At 60.5% G+C, this 17,498-nt stretch carries 16 protein-coding genes; 14 read left to right on the top strand and 2 right to left on the bottom strand.

Translation table 11 applies throughout. The features are described 5' to 3' along the window. Nucleotides 1-110 precede the first annotated feature (110 nt). The 4 genes from solA to ACIQTW_RS21690 all read left to right on the top strand — a co-directional run bounded on the left by solA (nt 111) and on the right by ACIQTW_RS21690 (nt 4,789). Nucleotides 111-1,244: an N-methyl-L-tryptophan oxidase gene (gene solA / locus ACIQTW_RS21705; protein WP_402941579.1), complete on the top strand. Its 1,134-nt coding sequence runs from the start codon at nt 111-113 to the stop codon at nt 1,242-1,244. Between the two features lie 79 nt (nt 1,245-1,323). Beyond that, entirely contained in the window at nt 1,324-2,577 is a 1,254-nt protein-coding gene (locus tag ACIQTW_RS21700; protein ID WP_402941576.1) for an aspartate aminotransferase family protein, read from the top strand. A 25-nt stretch (nt 2,578-2,602) separates the two neighbouring features. After that, the gene (locus ACIQTW_RS21695) at nt 2,603-4,057 is read left to right on the top strand and encodes an NAD-dependent succinate-semialdehyde dehydrogenase (RefSeq protein WP_402941573.1); all 1,455 of its coding nucleotides are present in this window, start codon (nt 2,603-2,605) and stop codon (nt 4,055-4,057) included. Between the two features lie 39 nt (nt 4,058-4,096). Next, nucleotides 4,097-4,789, top strand: coding sequence for a GntR family transcriptional regulator (locus ACIQTW_RS21690; protein WP_402941571.1), 693 nt, complete (start codon nt 4,097-4,099; stop codon nt 4,787-4,789). Nucleotides 4,790-4,865: 76 nt separating this feature from the next. On the opposite strand, the gene ACIQTW_RS21685 is transcribed toward ACIQTW_RS21690, so the two are convergent. Further along, nucleotides 4,866-5,222: a cupin domain-containing protein gene (locus ACIQTW_RS21685; RefSeq protein WP_402941568.1), complete on the bottom strand. Its 357-nt coding sequence runs from the start codon at nt 5,220-5,222 to the stop codon at nt 4,866-4,868. Nucleotides 5,223-5,495: 273 nt separating this feature from the next. Here ACIQTW_RS21685 and ACIQTW_RS21680 point away from each other — a divergent pair, with 273 nt between their 5' ends. Beyond that, entirely contained in the window at nt 5,496-7,652 is a 2,157-nt protein-coding gene (locus ACIQTW_RS21680) for a glycogen debranching N-terminal domain-containing protein (RefSeq protein WP_402941565.1), read from the top strand. A gap of 45 nt (nt 7,653-7,697) precedes the next feature. Here the strand turns inward: ACIQTW_RS21680 and ACIQTW_RS21675 are convergent, their stop codons facing one another. Next, the gene (locus ACIQTW_RS21675) at nt 7,698-7,931 is read right to left on the bottom strand and encodes a hypothetical protein (RefSeq protein WP_402941562.1); all 234 of its coding nucleotides are present in this window, start codon (nt 7,929-7,931) and stop codon (nt 7,698-7,700) included. A 249-nt stretch (nt 7,932-8,180) separates the two neighbouring features. Between ACIQTW_RS21675 and ACIQTW_RS21670 the strand changes: the two genes are divergently transcribed. From ACIQTW_RS21670 to ACIQTW_RS21630, 9 genes are all read left to right on the top strand, one after another. Continuing rightward, nucleotides 8,181-8,870 carry a haloacid dehalogenase type II gene (locus ACIQTW_RS21670; protein WP_402941559.1) on the top strand — a complete coding sequence of 230 codons (690 nt, stop codon included), beginning with the start codon at nt 8,181-8,183 and terminating at the stop codon, nt 8,868-8,870. Between the two features lie 14 nt (nt 8,871-8,884). After that, nucleotides 8,885-9,355, top strand: a complete 471-nt coding sequence (locus ACIQTW_RS21665) for a RidA family protein (protein ID WP_402941556.1) — start codon at nt 8,885-8,887, stop codon at nt 9,353-9,355. A gap of 118 nt (nt 9,356-9,473) precedes the next feature. After that, nucleotides 9,474-10,580, top strand: coding sequence for an alanine racemase (locus ACIQTW_RS21660; protein WP_402941554.1), 1,107 nt, complete (start codon nt 9,474-9,476; stop codon nt 10,578-10,580). Between the two features lie 50 nt (nt 10,581-10,630). Further along, nucleotides 10,631-11,365, top strand: coding sequence for an SDR family NAD(P)-dependent oxidoreductase (locus ACIQTW_RS21655; protein ID WP_402941551.1), 735 nt, complete (start codon nt 10,631-10,633; stop codon nt 11,363-11,365). 30 nt (nt 11,366-11,395) lie between these two features. Beyond that, complete coding sequence (locus tag ACIQTW_RS21650; RefSeq protein ID WP_402941548.1) at nt 11,396-12,802, top strand: NAD(P)/FAD-dependent oxidoreductase; 1,407 nt, start codon at nt 11,396-11,398, stop codon at nt 12,800-12,802. 39 nt (nt 12,803-12,841) lie between these two features. After that, nucleotides 12,842-13,975: an FAD-dependent oxidoreductase gene (locus tag ACIQTW_RS21645; RefSeq protein ID WP_402941545.1), complete on the top strand. Its 1,134-nt coding sequence runs from the start codon at nt 12,842-12,844 to the stop codon at nt 13,973-13,975. Between the two features lie 49 nt (nt 13,976-14,024). After that, the gene (locus ACIQTW_RS21640) at nt 14,025-15,479 is read left to right on the top strand and encodes an NAD-dependent succinate-semialdehyde dehydrogenase (protein ID WP_402941542.1); all 1,455 of its coding nucleotides are present in this window, start codon (nt 14,025-14,027) and stop codon (nt 15,477-15,479) included. A 25-nt stretch (nt 15,480-15,504) separates the two neighbouring features. Beyond that, complete coding sequence (locus tag ACIQTW_RS21635; RefSeq protein WP_402941539.1) at nt 15,505-16,167, top strand: GntR family transcriptional regulator; 663 nt, start codon at nt 15,505-15,507, stop codon at nt 16,165-16,167. A 300-nt stretch (nt 16,168-16,467) separates the two neighbouring features. Beyond that, the gene (locus tag ACIQTW_RS21630; protein WP_402941537.1) at nt 16,468-17,394 is read left to right on the top strand and encodes an ABC transporter substrate-binding protein; all 927 of its coding nucleotides are present in this window, start codon (nt 16,468-16,470) and stop codon (nt 17,392-17,394) included. Nucleotides 17,395-17,498 lie beyond the last annotated feature (104 nt).

Genomic DNA, 17,498 nt, shown 5'->3' with positions numbered 1-17,498 from the left:
CTGATCTTCATGGACGAAGGCAACGTCGTAGAACGCGGCGACGCCCGCGAAGTCCTCACCAACCCCAAAGAACCCCGCACCCAAACCTTCCTCAAACAGGTCCTCTAACCATGAACGGAAAACTCGCAATCATCGGACTGGGCAGCATAGGCAGCATGGCCCTCTGGCAAGCCTCCCGGCTCACTGACGCCGTGGTGGGATTCGAAGCGCACTCCCCTGCCCACGCACGCAGCGCCGCAGGCGGAGACACCCGGCTCTTCCGCATGATCTACCGCGGCAACCCTGCCTACTACCCACTCCTGGAACGTTCCCGCGAACTCTGGGCAGAACTCGAAGCGGAGACCGGACAAGACATCCTCACCCGTTGTGGCGGACTCTCCATCGGCACCAGCGACGGGCCGTACCTCCGCAGCCTGCTCGAAACAACACGAATCACCGGCGCCGCCCACCAGATCCTCAACCGTGAGGAAATGGCCGCCCGCTACCCCCAACACAACCTCCGCTCCGACGATATCGCCGTCTATGACCCCAACGCCGGCGCCCTGCGAACCGATCGCGCCATTACCGCGGCCATCACCGCGGCGGAAACCAACGGTGCATCGGTCAAGACCAACACTCCAATTGACAGCATCACTGAAACTGACGACGGCGTCGTTATCACGTCCGGTGCAAACTCGTGGACCTTCGAACGGGCTATCGTTGCCTCCGGCGCCTGGTCCAAACAACTCATGCCCGAATACCTCAAAGCCCACACCGAAACCAAGCGGATCTTCCTCTCATGGTTCGTTGCCCGCGAAGCAGAACAATTCTCACCGGAGAAGTTTCCGATCTTCATCAGGATTTCGGGAAATCGCTCCATGTATGGGGCACCGGCAGTGGACGGCGTAACCGTCAAAGCCACGCTCGATGGTCGCGGGGCACCAACTCCCGCTGCCGACTCAGTGCCCCGCGATCTCAGCAAAGCGGAGATCGCGGAAACCATAGAGACAGTTTCAGAGTTTTTCCCAGGCCTGATCCCAAGCATCGTGCGCTCTGATGCGTTCCCGGACCTCTTCACCACCGATTCGCAGCCGTTGATGGGTTTCCTCGGCAAATCCGGCAGGGTCTACTCGGCAACCGGATTCTCGGGAGCCGGCTTCAAAATGGCCTCCGGCTACGGAGAAATTGCGGCCAGCGAAGCGCTCGGCAAGCGCTGGTTTGACGGATTGGACTTCCTGCGGCCCCAGCGGTTCCAAGAGTCCTGACAAGTTCCACGCGAACAGCGGGAATGTCTGCTGATCGCGTATTGTTGACAATCTACAGTTCCTAAGAAAGTATGAAGCCATGGCAACACTTAGCCCCATCCTGAAGCAGGCAACCCCCGTGGTTGTCGACCACGCGGCCGGTAGCTGGATCCACGCGACCGACGGCAAGAAGTACTTGGATTTCACCACCGGGATTGGTGTCACCAGCACCGGTCACTGCCATCCCGATGTTGTGGCCGCCGCCCGCGAACAGGTGGGCAAGATTGTCCACGCCCAATACACCACCGTGATGCACAAACCGCTGTTGGAGCTCACCGAGCTCCTGGGAACTGTGTTGCCGCAAGGTTTGGATAGTGTTTTTTACGCAACGTCCGGCTCTGAAGCCGTGGAAGCCTCGATCCGATTGGCCCGCATGGCAACCGGCAGGCCCAACATCATCTCCTTCCAGGGAGGGTTCCACGGCCGGACAGTCGCCGCGGCCTCCCTGACGACAGCCGGAACCAAGTTCCGCTCAGGGTTCTCACCCATCATGGGCGGGGTGCACGTAGCCCCGTTCCCGCACTGGTACCGGTACGGCTGGGACGAAGCCACCGCCGTCGAATTCGCGTTGAAGGAACTGGACCACCTCCTCCTGACAATCAGTGCCCCCAGTGACACGGCCGGCTTCATCATTGAACCTGTCCTCGGCGACGGAGGCTACATCCCTACTCCCGTTGCCTTCCTCCAAGGACTGCGTGAACGCGCAGACAAGCACGGAATCGTGCTGATCCTCGATGAAGTTCAAGCCGGCGTGGGCCGCACCGGTAAGTTCTGGGGCCACGACTGGGCCGGGATCCGGCCAGATGTGGTTATCACGGCCAAGGGCCTCGCCAGCGGCTTCCCCATCTCGGCAATCGCCGCCTCCGCGGAGCTGATGGGCAAAGCCTGGCCAGGCTCCCAAGGCGGAACCTACGGAGGGAACGCCGTCGCGGCAGCAGCCGGAGTGGCCACCCTCGGTGTCATCAAGCGCGAAAACCTCGTTGAAAACGCCCGCCTCCGGGGCGACGAACTAAGGGTAGGACTGGAGGCGTTGCAAACCGAGTTCACCGGAATCGGCAACGTCCGCGGCCGAGGCCTGATGCAGGGCGTCGAATTCACGTCTGCAGACAAAACGCCCGACGCCGCAACTGCGCTGGCTGTCCAGCAGGCCGCCATCAAGGAAGAGCTGCTGCTCCTCACCTGCGGCCCCAACGGCAACGTCATCCGCCTTATCCCCGCACTGAACGTCAGCAGCGACGAGATCCAAGTTGGCCTGTCCAGGTTCACGCAGGCGCTCAAGACGGCCACCTCCTAGTCCCCTGATCACTGAAAGAGCCACCATGACCCCCTCACTTGATCCCAGCTCACTGCAGACAGACCTGTTCATCAATGGACGCTGGCAGCAGGCCGCAAACGGCGCCACCTTTGCTGTAGAAAACCCCGCTACGAACGAAGTCATTGCCCACGTTGCCGACGGCAGCCCTGAAGATGCCGCCTTGGCCATTGAGGCCGCCGGACGCGCCCAGGCAGCGTGGGGAAAATCCACGCCTCGGGAACGCGCGGACATTCTCCGCCGCGCTTTCGAACTCGTCATTGCCAATACCGACCGATTGGCAGCCATCATGACTGCCGAGATGGGCAAGCCCCTCACGGAGGCAAAGGGCGAAGTGGCCTATGGCGCCGATATGCTCCGCTGGTTCTCCGAAGAAGCAGTACGGATCGGCGGAGACAACACCAGCTCGGTCGATGGCAACACCCGCATCCTCATCACCAAGGAACCTGTGGGTCCCTCCGTGCTGGTGACGCCATGGAACTTCCCGCTCGCCATGGGCGCGCGGAAGATCGCACCGGCAGTTGCTGCCGGTTGCACCATGGTGTTCAAGCCGGCGGAGCTGACACCCCTTACCTCGTTGGCACTCGTTGCGATCTTCAAGGAAGCAGGACTTCCCGACGGCGTATTGAACGTTGTGACGACGTCGAGCGCTTCCAGCGTGGTCCGGACCTGGACGGACAGCGGCATTGCGCGCAAGATCAGCTTCACCGGTTCCACGGAAGTGGGAAAGGTCCTCCTGCGCCAGGCTGCTGACAACGTCATGCGGTCCTCCATGGAGCTCGGCGGAAACGCCCCCTTCATCGTGCTGGCTGACGCCGACATCGAGAAGGCCGTGGATGGAGCCATGAAGGCGAAGATGCGGAACATGGGCGAGGCCTGCACGGCAGCCAACCGCTTCTTCGTCCACCGCTCCGTCGTGGAAGAGTTTGGCGAGAAGTTCTCCAAAAAGATGTCAGAATTGCGGGTGGGCAACGGCGCTTTGGAGGGGACCGACGTCGGACCCCTCATTGAGCAGAAGGGCCTGGAAAAGGTCGAAGGCCTGGTTGCAGACGCAATCTCCAAGGGTGCACGCGTCCTGACAGGCGGTAGCCGTCCGGAAGGGCCGGGCTACTTCTACTCCCCCACCGTCCTGGTGGACGTACCCACGGACGCCGCCTTGATGTCCACGGAAATCTTCGGCCCTGTAGCTGCCATTACGCCGTTCGACAGCGAAGACGAGGTTCTCCGCCTGGCCAACGATACTGAATGGGGCCTGGTGGGGTACGTATTCACAGAGAGCATGGACAAGGCCCTGCGGTTCTCCGCCGATCTGGAAGTGGGAATGGTCGGGCTGAACACCGGCCTGGTATCCAATCCCGCCGCGCCGTTCGGTGGGGTCAAACAGTCCGGATTGGGACGCGAAGGCGGCAAAATCGGGATTGAAGAGTTTTTGGAATACAAGTACACAGCAGTAGCGGTCTAATAAATTCAAATTGCCGAAGCACGGAATGAGGGGATGTCAATGGCGGCACCGGAGGGAATGTTCGTTTTGGAGGGCCGGCCCACGGCGCAGCTGATCGCTGACCAATTGCGGGAGCTTATTGTCCAGGGAGCTTTCAGGCCTGGACAACAAGTCAACGAATCGGCACTGGCCAGTCAGCTCAGCACGTCCAGGGGCCCACTCCGCGAAGCTCTGCAACGGCTGTGCCAAGAGGGCATCCTGGTGAGCAAGCGCAACCGAGGCGTCTTCGTGCTGGAACTCTCCACGGATGACGTCAGGGAGATCTATGCAGTCCGTGAAGCTGTGGAACTGGCCGCCGCCAGCACGCTTCTGGATGCCGAACCGGATCAGGTCGCTGACACCTGCCGGGAACTTAAAGGCATCATCCGAAGTATGGCCAAACAGGTGGCGGCGTCGGATTGGCAGGCTATCGCCCGGCTGGATATGCAGTTCCACACTGCCTTTGTTTCAGGAACAGGGAACACACGCCTGATCCGGATCTACGAGACCCTGGCTGCGGAATCCAGGATGTGTATCCTCAGCTTGGAAGTGGCCTACCCACGTATCGATGCGCTGGTGGAGGAACACCAAATGATCCTGGACCTGCTTGAAGCACGCGATCGGAGTGGCCTGCAAAAGGCCATCAAACGTCATATGCAGAAAGCCGTGGAGGACCTTACGTCCAAGCCTGAAGTGACAGGAATAACCGCCTAGGCGTCGTCGTATATCCGAAGGGAAGGGCCCGGTTCAGTGAACCGGGCCCTTCCCTTCATCTACTGGACCTTCGCTATTAGACCTTGGGAAGGTCGGCAACTACCCACATCTTCCGCAACGTTTCGTGGATGGTCCACGTTCCCGTCCAGCCGGCCGGCGTGACGAACAAGGAGCCGGGACCGATTTCGAAGCTGGTTCCATCTTCTTCGGTAATGGTCGCAGTGCCACTGAGGATCTGGCAGATCTCGTCATAGCCGGGCCTGGTACTCGTGGACACACCGGGCGTTGCCTCCCAGATGCCGGTTTTCAGTCCTTCCCGGGCCCAAAGGCGGAGGGACACTTCGGTCTGGCCGGGAGTGCTTGATGTGGGCTTCGGAAGGTGTTCGCCGGGGTTCTCGGTATTTGCATTTTTCATGACAGTGGCCTTGACCATTGATTGCTCCTTCTGGGGCCTGAGCCCCGCCTGAATGTGCCCGCCGTCCTTGGAAGAGCACAGGTTCCATTCTAACAATTGTCAACAATCGACGATAGGCTTTGGTGGAAATAGTCGCAGAATGGACAGTTGCCCTCAAGCTCACGCCAATGCGCACTCCCAACGCTGGCTGCCGGCCTTGGGGTCTGGCCCACACCGCCGTGCGAGAGTAGCGTCACTGTGAGGATGTAGCAGGACAGCGAGGACTTAGCAGGAGCGCCAAAGGAGCCGGAAATGGCTGGATGGAATGCCGATACCGCCGCCGGTCCCCTGGGCGCCGGGACGGTCACCTTGGTGGAGGGCACGTCCTTCTGCATTTCGCTGCCCAGCGGTGACATCAACCCGGATCATCCCCACGGCCTCTTCTTCCAGGACACGCGCATTCTGTCGGCATGGAGCCTCAGTGTGAACGGACAGTCCGTGGAACCCCTGACAGCCCAAACGAAGGAACCGTACAGGGCGGTCTTTGCTGGCCGCATCACCATGCCTGACGGATACGCTGACACCCCGCTCATCGTGGAACGCACCCGGGAACTGGGTTTTGGGATGACGGAACACCTCGCCGTGCGCAACTACTCGATGAAGCCCGCGGAATGCCTCATCGCGATCACCGTAGCTTCCGACTTCGCCGATGTCTTCGAGGTGAAGGAAGCGCGCGTTCAGACTCAGTGGGAAGAAAGCCGCGAGGTCGATGCCAAAACACTCACCATTCGCGCCCGATGGCAGGAAGTCCGGAAGTCCGTCGTCGTAAGCTCCGACACCGCTGAAGCGGGCCTGGAAGGTTTCACCTACCGGACCACTATCCCGGCACGGGGCTCCTGGAGCACCCAACTCATGGTGATGCCCGGCCTTGAAGGGGCGGCACCATCAGCGCCCCTGGTGCGTCCCGCCGTCGGACAACTGTCCCGGAGTGATCAACGCCGGCAGGACTGGGTGGCCAAAATTCCCGTCCTCCAGATGGGCAACCACTCCATCGAGAGGACCCTCCGGCGGAGTTACGACGATCTTGGCGCCCTCCGCATTGAGGACCCTGCCCACCCGGAGAGAGTGGTGGTGGCCGCAGGAGCCCCGTGGTTCATGACGCTGTTTGGACGGGACTCGTTGTGGGCGTCCGAAATGGCCATGCCTGTTGATCCCTCGCTGGCCCTGGGAACGTTGCAAACGTTGGCTGAGCGGCAGGGCACGGTGGTTGACCCCGTGAGCGAGGAAGAACCGGGCAAGATTTTGCATGAGGTCCGGTTGGATGTCTCCAGCAGCCTGGCTCTGGGCGGCAAGTCCATCTACTACGGCAGCGTCGATGCCACTCCCCTGTTCGTGGTGGTGTTGGGTTCGGTCAGCCGTTGGGGGTTCGCCCAGGACACCATCGCCGCCCTGCTGCCCCATGCAGACCGGGCCCTCGACTGGATCCGCGACTATGGCGACAGGGACGGCGATGGCTTCGTCGAGTATGAGCGCCTCAACGATCGTGGGTTGATCAACCAGGGTTGGAAAGACTCCTGGGATGGGATCAACTTCGCGGACGGCCGCCTTGCCGAGCCTCCCATCGCGCTGTGTGAGGTCCAGGCCTATGTTTATGACGCGTACATGGCCAGAGCCTGGATGGCTTACGACGCCGGCGACGCACCCCTGGCGCGCGAGCTTGCCGATCGCGCGGCCCAGTTAAAGGCCCGTTTCAACGAGCAGTTCTGGATGCCGGACCGCGGCTACTACGCGATCGCACTGGACGGCAAAAAGCGGCAGGTGGACGCTTGCACCTCCAACATGGGGCACTGCCTTTGGGTCGGCTTGGTGGATGATGACAAGGCGCCACTGGTAGCTGAACGGCTGATGTCACCCGAGATGTTCAGTGGTTGGGGTGTGCGCACTCTGGCAACCGACATGGGCGCGTACAACCCGGCCAGTTACCACAACGGATCGGTTTGGCCGCACGACAATGCCGTTATCGCTGCCGGACTGGTGCGCTACGGATTCGTGGAGGAAGCTCAACGAATCGCCACAGCCCTGTTCGACGCGGCCGCCTTCTCCGAGGGGCGCCTCCCCGAGCTGTTCTGCGGGTTCAGCCGCGAGCAGTACAGCGAGCCGGTGCCCTATCCCACGGCCTGCTCACCCCAAGCCTGGGCAGCCGCCTCACCCATCCAGCTGATCACGAGCCTGATGAGGTACGACGCCCACGTGTCCCACGGGGGATTCTGGATGGATCCGCAGCTGCCGGCCTCGTACGGCGACTTGCACATCACCAACGCACCCATGGCAGGCGGCAGGGTAACCATTGACATTTCCGATTCGGTCCCCAGAGTGCGGGGACTGCCGGACGGGATGGTGTTCCATCAAGGACACCGGCCGTGGTTGACCGAACTCGTGGAACAGGCAGGGCTGCGGAAGAAGGCCTAGTTCACAGCTTCAGTGGCCGGGTAGCCCATGACGCGCAGGTAGCTTCTAGGACGCCGCAAGCAACGGGGTTGCGCCTGCGCGGCTGTAGCTGGCCGTCTCACGCAGAATCCACACGGTCGGCACGCCGCCCACGGCCGGCATCACCTGCCCTTCTGTGATGAACATAGTGGCCTCTTCATTCCACTTCAGTGACCACCATCCCGTTACCGGGCAGTGGTGACCGGTGTTGGCCGTCGCAAAGTGGTCCAGGTTGGAGGCAGCAGGGCGTCGCTTCTTCATGAGATGTCCTTCGTTCGCTTAGCGTGTCGGGGATAAAAGGAAGACATGAACAGAGCCTATCAATTGTCAACAATCTACGAAAGGGATTGGCGAAAGAATCTCCAAGTCACGGCATAGTCGACGACTTACCCTGCGAGATGATTCTTCGGTACCCGTTGACAATCCAGTCCACACGAGCGTATTGTCGACAATCGACGCAGACACTCGTTCTCTCGTCGACAATCGACATTATCCGTACCGGAGGAAAAAATGGCATTCGCAACCAAGCCAAAGTTCGTTACGTTCGACATGAACGGAACGCTGATCAAGTTCGCCATCAACGATGCGATTCGTGAAGTCTTGGGCGACCGGCTGCCGGCCGGGATCGCCGATGACTATTTGCAGGCCTGCAAGGCGTACCGCATCGACGAATGCATGGGCGACTACAAGCCGTTCCACCAGATCGTTGCCGACTCCATGGAGCGCGCCTCGCGCCGGGTCGGTCTGGAGTTCACTGCGGCCGATGCACGGGCAGTGTACGAGAAGGTCCCCTCCTTTGGCCCGTACCCGGGTGTCACGGAGGCACTGAACCGCCTGGCGGAGGAAGTCCCGCTGGTCATCATCACGAACAGCGACACCGCCCAGGCTGTGCGCCTGGCAGAGAACCTCAATGCCCCGTTCGAGGTCATCATCACCGCCGAGCAGATGGGCATGTACAAGCCGCGGCTCGGTGCGTTCGAGTACTTGTTCGAAAAGCTGGGAGTGACACCAGACGAGATCGTGCACGTTTCCGCCAGCCCAATGTACGACCACCGTTCAGCAGCAACCATGGGCATCAAGAACAAGGTGTACGTTGACCGCGGCTTCGAACACGACGAGCACTGGCTCGGATACGAGCGAATCACCGACATCGCTGATCTCCCTGTTCTCTTCGGCCTGCCGCGACCTTCAACCTCCTAAGGGAGCCTGTCCGGATGAGCGTCACCAAGGCGAGTTCGGCTTCGGATCGGCTTGAGGCCCTGGGCCTTGATTTGCCGCTCCTTGCTGATAACCCGTACTACGTAGACCACCGGGGTGTGGGTGCGGGCATCCATATCTCGGGCCAGCTGCCTTTCAAGGACGGCGTACTGCTGGGGCAAGGGATTGTTGGCCGGGATGTGGATCTGGAGACGGCACGGGAGCTTGCACGCCATGCGGTGCTGAACTGCCTCGCGGCCGCTGTCCAGGCAGTGGGGGATCTGGAGCGGGTTCGAATTGTTCAGATGCTGGTCTTTGTTGCCAGCACGCCCGACTTTGGTCTGCAGTCGCGGGTGGCCAACGCGGCCAGCGAATTGCTCATTGAGGTATTGGGTGAGAACGGACGGCATGCACGGACCGCCATTGGCGTCGTTGGGCTACCGCTCAATACGCCTGTCGAAATCCAGATGATCTGCACGGCTGTCTAGGAACTCCGAACAGCGGCTTGGACCGGGACCCGGTGAACCGGAGTCCCGGTCCACAAGCAAACGAGGGAGCCTGTTTACGCTCTCCTCCACCAATTACGTACTTCATGAGGAGAACAGCGTGAACAGGCTTCAACAAGCACTGGACAGCTTGCTCGACCGGATCGATACTCCGGCGCCGATCGTGTTGGTCGATGTGATGCAAGAAAATATCGATCGCATGCAAGCCTTCGCCACCCTGCGCAATCTCGACGTCAGGCCGCACGTTAAGACGCACAAGTGTGTCGAAATCGGCCGGCGCCAGGTAAAAGCCGGTGCTGTCGGAATCACCGCAGGCAATGTGGGTGAGGCAGAGGTGTTTGCTGCGGCTGGCTTCGATGACATTTTCATCGCCTACCCGATCTGGCCTTCAGGGACCAAGGGCGTGCGGATCCGAAAACTTGCCGTCACCACCCGGCTAAGGGTCGGCGTCGATAATTTTGCGGCAGTCGATGCCCTGGCAGATGCGATGGGCTCTGAAGCCGGGCGTCTGGAAGTCGTGATTGAGGTCGACTGCGGTGCCCGCCGTTCCGGCGCACCGCCCGAGGCAGCCGGCGACCTCGCCGTTGCCGCCCGCAAGAGAGGCCTGGTACCGGTAGGCGTCTTCACCTACCCGGGCCATGGCAGTTCCCGCCGGGAAGCCCGAAAGCAAGCCGCAATGGATCAGGAAGCCGCGCTAACCGACGCCGTGCGCAGCTTCAACGCCGCAGGCATCACAGCCGATGTGGTCAGCGCGGGCTCCACTCCCACCATCGAATACGCAACCAGCAGCATCATCACCGAGATCCGGCCCGGCGAATACGTCTTCAACGACCTCAACAACACCAGGTTAGGTGCCTGCACAGAGGATCAAATCGCACTGTTCGTCGCTGGCACGGTAGTCAGCGATTGGGTTCCCGATCAAGTCATCCTCGACGTAGGCACCAAGGCACTCAGCCGGGAGGGCAATGCTGAGATCGGTTACGGTTCCGTCGCCGGTACCCAGGCAGTGCTGTCCAAGCTCAACGAGTATCACGGCTTCCTTCCATTGCCCGCCGGCGACTTCAGTCCAGGCATCGGCGCCGTGCTTCCGATCGTGCCCAACCACGTTTGCCCCGTAATCATCAACTTCGAAGAGCTGATCGTCACCGACAGTACGGGCACCTCTCTGGAGCGCTGGAAAGTGGACGCGCGTGGATTCCTCAGCTGATCCATTACCAGCGCTTCACCAAGCACCTACATCACAACGGAGTGACCGACATGAGACTTGAAAAGACCACGGCTGTAGTAACCGGAGCCAGCAGCGGAATCGGCGAGGCAGTGAGTTCACATTTCCGCCGTGAAGGGGCGCGTCTGCTCCGCACTGGCCGCAGGGAACAACTTCACAGCGCCCAGCCAGAGGACCTGTACGTCCCCGGCGACCTCAATGACGAAGCGTTCGTCGAAAGCCTGGCCAGCCAGGCTGCAGAGTCGTTCGGCACTGTGGACGTGGTTGTCCTTAACCACGGACTGCAAGTCAGCGGCCCCCTGATAGAGATGAGCTACGACGACGCGAAGAACGTGCTTCACAGCAACCTGCTCAGCTCGTTCCTGATGATGAAGCACTTCGCACCCCTGATGCCCGCCGCCGGAGGCTCGTTCGTCCTGGTCAGCTCACGGCTCGGCATAGTGGGCAAGCCCGATGAAGTCCTGTACTCCGCCGCCAAGGGCGGCCTCATCATGTTGGCCAAGGGCGCCGCCATCGAGTGGGCTTCACGGAACATCCGCGTCAACGTCGTCGCCCCCGGGCTGACTGTGACCCCTGTCATCGAGGCATCGTTCCAACGCAGGGATGACCCCGAAGCCTACCGTCGGCAGCGCGAAGGCCAAATCCCGCTCCAACGCCTCGCCACCCCCGAAGAGATCGCCGACGCCATCCTCTTCATGGCGTCACCGGAATCCTCGTACATCACCGGAGCAGTACTCCCCGTCGACGGCGGCTACACCGCCTTCTGATCACCGTTTCCACCCAAAGAAGGATCAACAATGACAACCGTCGCGGCAGCACCCCGAAACGGAGACCTCGGCTTCTGGATGGCCGGTCTCGAAAACAAGCGCCACGCCTACCCACACTTCGCAGGAGACCAAGCCGTAGACCTGGCCATTGTCGGGGGCGGCTACACGGGCCTGTGGGCAGCGTACTTCGCCAAGAAGCTCGAGCCCTCACTCACGGTGGCCGTTTTTGAAGCAGAGCAGATAGGCTACGGCGCCTCCGGCCGGAACGGCGGCTGGCTCTCTGCCATGCCGGCAGGAAACCGCGCCAGGTTCGCCCGCGCATCCAACGGAGGCGTCGAGGCCAGCCGCGCCTTGCAGCGGGAGTTCGTCGCCGGCGTCGACGCTGTCCTGGAGATCCTGCGCTCTGAAGGCATAGATGCAGATCAGCACAAGAGCGGCGCGCTGGTCGCTGCCCACACAGAAGCCGGGCTTGGCCGGCTGGTCGCCAGACGTGACGCCGACTGGAAGTACGGATTGACCGAAGACGATGTCTATCTGATCGGCCGTGAAGACTTCCGGAAACACATCAACATCTCCACCGTCCACGGCGGCCTCGTCTACAAGCACTGCGCCCGGCTTAACCCGGCAAAACTCGTCTACGGACTCGCCGACACCCTCACCTCCATGGGGGTCAGCATCTACGAGGGCAGCCGCGTCAGCAGCATCAACGGCAACACCCTCACCCTCAACAGCGGGCGGGTTACTGCGACAAAGACCTTCATCTGCACCGAGGGCTACTCCGGAGCACTGCTCGGCAACAGGAGCCTGATACCAATAAACTCCTCGATGATCGTCACCAAGCCGTTGTCAGACCAAGCGTGGCAGCAGATCGGCTGGAATGGCCCGCAGTGCCTCAGCGATTCCGCGCACACCTTCATCTATTCGCAACGAACAGCGGACGGGCGCATCGCCATCGGCGGCCGAGGCAAACCTTACCGCTACGGCTCGGGGACGGGCGGCGCAGGCTCAACCCCCCAGTCCACGGTTGATCTGCTGTCCACCAAGCTTCGTTCGTTTTTCCCGGAGATCGACTTCGACGTGGATCATGCCTGGTCCGGAGTTCTGGGCGTTACGCGCGACTGGAACGGCGGCGTCCAATGGGATCAAACAGCCGGGATCGGTTCGTCTACCGGTTATGCAGGACACGGCGTGACCGCAGCGTTCCTGGGCGGTAGAACCTTGGTGGAACTGGCCTTCGAACAAAAGACCGAACGAACGTCCCTTCCCTGGGTGGGATACCGGGCACGAAAGTGGGAACCCGAACCCATCCGCTGGCTTGGAGTCCACAGCATGTACAGCCTCTTCGGCCTTGCAGACACGTGGGAAGAGCACCGGGATTCCACCAAGACGTCATTGCTGGCCAAATTCGGCAGCAGGCTCGCCGGGCTTCACGAATAGGCCGCCGCTACATCTGACACTTGAAGGAGTGAACAAACCATGGATGGAAAACTCGCAGTCATTGGACTGGGCAGCATTGGCAGCATGGCCTTGTGGCAGGCCTCTCGGCTGACGGACGCCGTCACCGGGTTCGAGGCACACTCACCCGCCCACGGTAGAAGTGCCGTGGGCGGTGACACCCGTCTGTTCCGCATGATCTACCTCGGCTCCCCCAGCCTCTACCCCATCTTGGAACGCTCCCGTGATCTTTGGGCTGAACTGGAAGCGGAAACGGGACAGGACATCCTCACGCGGTGCGGCGGACTGTCCATTGGCACCGCAAACGGCTTTTACATCAACAGGCTCCTGCAAACTGCGCATCTCAACGGGGCTGCCCACGAAATTCTCAGTCGCGAAGACCTCACCGAACGTTATCCGCAGCACAAGCTCCGCGCAGATGACGTCGCAGTCTACGACCCGAATGCAGGGGTCCTGCGCACGGACCGGGCTGTCACTGCCGCTATCGGCGCCGCGGAAGCCAATGGGGCTACCATGCACATCAACACCCCGATCGACAGCATCAGCGAAACCGATGACGGCGTTGTCATCACCTCAGGCGACAGGTCCTGGAGCTTCGAGAACGTCATCGTCGCCTCGGGGGGCTGGTCCCAGCGACTCATGCCTGACTATCTTAAGGCGCACACCGAAACACGCAGGGTCTTCCTGTCGTGGTTCGTTGCCCGCGATGCAGCCCACTTCACGCCGGAAAAATTCCCCATCTTTAGTCGTATGTACGAGGAACGCGCAATATATGGAGCCCCCACCGTTGACGGGGTAACAGTCAAGGCCACCTTGGATGGCCGGGGAACAGTGACCGGTGATCCCGACGTCTTCCCCAGGGAACTCTCTGAAGCCGAAATCGCCGAAACCTTGGAAACGGTCTCGGACTTCATCCCGGGTCTGATTCCCACCATTGTCCGCTCAGACGCGTTTCCGGACCTCTATACCAAGGACCGCAACCCGCTGTTGGGATGGCTTAGCAAATCAAGCCGGATCTATTTCGCCACAGGCTTCTCCGGAGGCGGATTCAAGAACGCCACCGGGTACGGCCACATCGCCGCGCATGAAGCGCTCGGTAAACAACCAATCGAAGGTCTGGATTTCGTGCGCCCGGAACGGTTCAGGACCGCCTAATTCCAGCCATACCACTGCCACCACTCCCTACCCACACAGAAAGCGTGACATGACTACTTCATTTGACCCCTCCACTCTTCGCACTGACTTGTTCATCGATGGCGAATGGCAAGGAGCGGCCAGTTCAGCCACATTCCCGGTGGAGAATCCAGCCACGAACGAAATTATTGCCCACGTCGCCAATGGTGGCCCTGAGGATGCAGCCCTTGCCATCATGGCAGCAGGGCGGGCACAGGCTGTTTGGGGAAAGTCCACACCCCGTGAGCGGGCCGACATCCTTAGGCGTGCCTTCGAGCTCGTGATCGCTAACACCGAAAGGTTGGCGGCAATCATGACAGCAGAGATGGGCAAGCCCCTTGCAGAAGCCCGGGGCGAAGTGGCCTACGGCGCCGATATGCTCCGCTGGTTCTCCGAAGAAGCTGTCCGCATCAGCGGCGATAGCACGACCGCCACGGACGGGACCACCCGGATCATGATCACTAAGGAACCCATAGGTCCGTGCGTGCTCGTCACCCCATGGAACTTCCCCCTTGCCATGGGTGCCCGCAAAATCGCGCCTGCTGTCGCAGCCGGCTGCACCATGGTTTTCAAACCCGCCGCTTTGACCCCGCTCACGTCGCTCGCCCTTGTGGAGATCTTCCGCGAGGCCGGCCTGCCTGATGGCGTATTGAATGTCGTCACCACTTCCAAAGCCTCTAGCGTGGTGGATCACTGGATGAGCAACGGCATCGCCCGCAAGGTAAGCTTCACCGGCTCTACCGAGGTGGGCAAGACATTACTGCGTCAGGCGGCAACCAACGTCATGCGTTCCTCCATGGAACTCGGAGGAAACGCGCCCTTCATCGTTCTGGCCGATGCAGACATCGAAAAAGCCGTCGAAGGCGCGCTGAAAGCCAAAATGCGCAACATGGGCGAAGCCTGCACCGCCGCGAACCGCTTCTTCGTACACCGTTCCGTCGTCGAAGAATTTGCAGAAAAGTTCTCTAAAAGAATGTCGGAACTTCAGGTGGGCAACGGCGCTGAGGCTGGTACCGACGTCGGACCCCTCGTCGACCGAAAAGGCTTGGAGAAGGTCGAAAGCCTGGTGGCTGACGCCGTCAGCAAGGGTGCACGTATCCTAACCGGCGGCAGACGCCCGGAAGGTCCCGGCTATTTCTACTCCCCCACGGTGCTGGTGGATGTGGCTCTGGACTCCGATCTGATGAGTACGGAGATCTTCGGTCCGGTGGCTGCGATCACGCCTTTCGACAGCGAGGACGAAGTTCTTCGTCTCGCCAACGACACGGATTGGGGTCTGGTGGGGTACGTGTTCACTGAGAGCCTTGATAAAGGCATGCAGTTCTCCTTACAGCTTGAGGTAGGCATGGTCGGCCTCAACACCGGGCTTGTTTCCAACCCGGCGGCACCCTTTGGAGGCGTCAAGCAATCCGGCCTTGGCCGGGAAGGTGGAAAAGTAGGCATCGAAGAATACTTGGAGTACAAGTACACGGCGCTGGCGGTATAATCGACAATCGACGGGGAGGCGCACGGTGGATCGCAGGTTTGAATGGCAAGAACAGCGAACGACCACGCCGGACGGCGTCTATCGTGTGCTCCGTTCCGCGATCCTGGACGGAACCGTCTCCCCCGGCGAACAACTGCGCGAAACGCACATCGCTGCGGACCTCGGCATCAGTCGCTCGCCACTGCGCGAGGCGTTGACCAAGCTTGAAGAAGAAGGCCTCGTGGTCAAGGTGCCCTTCCGGGGGTCATTCGTTGTAGAGGTAAGTGCCCGGGATGTTGCCGAGATCGCAGCGATCCGCATGCTAGTTGAACCTTATGCTGCTGAGCTTGCTGCGCAGACCCTGCGGGATGCGGAGCAGCTTCGCCTTAAGCAAACGATTGAGGAACTTTACCGGGCCACGGACACAAACGATATCCCGGCGAGTATTGATGCCCATCTTCGTTTCCATCGCCTGTTCTACGAATTCTCCGGCAATTCGGCACTACAAAGTCTCTGGAATGGTTGGGAGAACAAGCTGCGCCTCTACTTCGCGGCGGACCATCCTACCTACAGCGATCTGCATCAGATTGCCGTTGAACACGACAGGTTGGCAGAGCTTGCTTTGGAGGGTGACATCGAGGGCTACCGCCAGGAAATGTTGACCCAATTCCACAATGCGTTAGGTGCTCAAACCACGGATCCGGCCTGACGTCAGGCGGATGATCGAAGAAGCCTGCCAGCAAACCGCTGCTTGACTTCCAACTTTTCTGCCGGCCAATACCCTTGGCCATTTCCTCTCCTGAAAGCGCGCCCTTAAAGTTGTAGCTCAACTGTTGAACTGTTGACAATCACGAGTAAAGAGCGTTTCATAGCACTAGAGCCGAGACCTAAGTCACATCTCGCCAAAGCACGAGATTCCCCTTCGCCTGTCCCACCGATGCGGCACGCGGAAGCAATTAAGAAACGTACTTCAGGCGGCTTTGCCCCTGATTCCTTGAAGGGAAACAACATGAAGACCAACCATAAACTCCAGACCGCGGCGACAGGGCTTGCTGTCCTGCTGGCCGTGACCGCTTGCGGCGGCACGGCCGCCGGCAGCCAGGCCACGGACATTCCCAAAACCCAGAACACCCGCGACATCTCAGAAGGCGTCCAGGCAGACCCTGACGCTATCGCGCTGCTACCTGCGTCCTACAAGGCCAAAGGCGAACTCACAGTCGCGATGGACCTCAGCTCCCCGCCCATGACATTCCTCGCCGAGGACAACACCACACCCATCGGCGTGAACCCGGACCTCGCCCGCTTGGTAGCCAAAAAGCTCGGAATGAAACTGAAGTTCGAAAACACCGCCTTCGACACCATCGTCCCCGGCATCGACGGCGGCCGTTTCGATTTCACTGCCACCACCATGTCCGCCACCGAGGAACGCCTCAAGGTCCTGGACATGATCAACTACCTCAAAGGCGGCTCCGCCATCGCCGTACCCAAAGGCAACCCGCAGAACCTGACCAACGACACCCTCTGCGGCAAGAATATCGCCGTCACCAAAGGCTCCACACAGCAACTCAAACACCTGCCTAACGTCTCCAAATGGACCTGCGAAGAAAAAGGCAAACCGGCCATCAATGCAGTAACACTGCCCAATGTCCAGGAAGCCCTGACCCAACTGGACTCCAAACGCATGGACGGTGTCTTCTACGACGCCAGCGGCCTGGCGTGGGCACAAGTCCAACAACCAGACCACTTCGTCATGCTTGAACCCAGAATGGACACCCGCACCAACACCAACGTCGCCATGGGTCTGAAAAAAGGCTCACCCCTAACGCCGGCCCTGCAAAAAGCCATCCAGTCCGTCCTCGAAACCCCCCAGTACAAGCAATCCCTGGACTACTGGGGGCTCCACGAATCAGCCATCACCGAAGCAGCCATCCGCTGAGAAAGCTCTCCGATGAAGCAAGTGATGATGGAAAGAAGCAATGTGATGAGCGGGTTGGATTCGGCGTTGAAGCCGCGGTTGAAGCGGCGCAGCACGTTTGAGTA

This window comes from Paenarthrobacter sp. NPDC090517 (assembly GCF_044769165.1).
In the GTDB taxonomy this organism is placed as follows: Bacteria; Actinomycetota; Actinomycetes; order Actinomycetales; family Micrococcaceae; genus Arthrobacter.
Note: the sequence above shows the minus strand (reverse complement) of the source record. Positions and strands in the feature narration are given on the sequence as shown.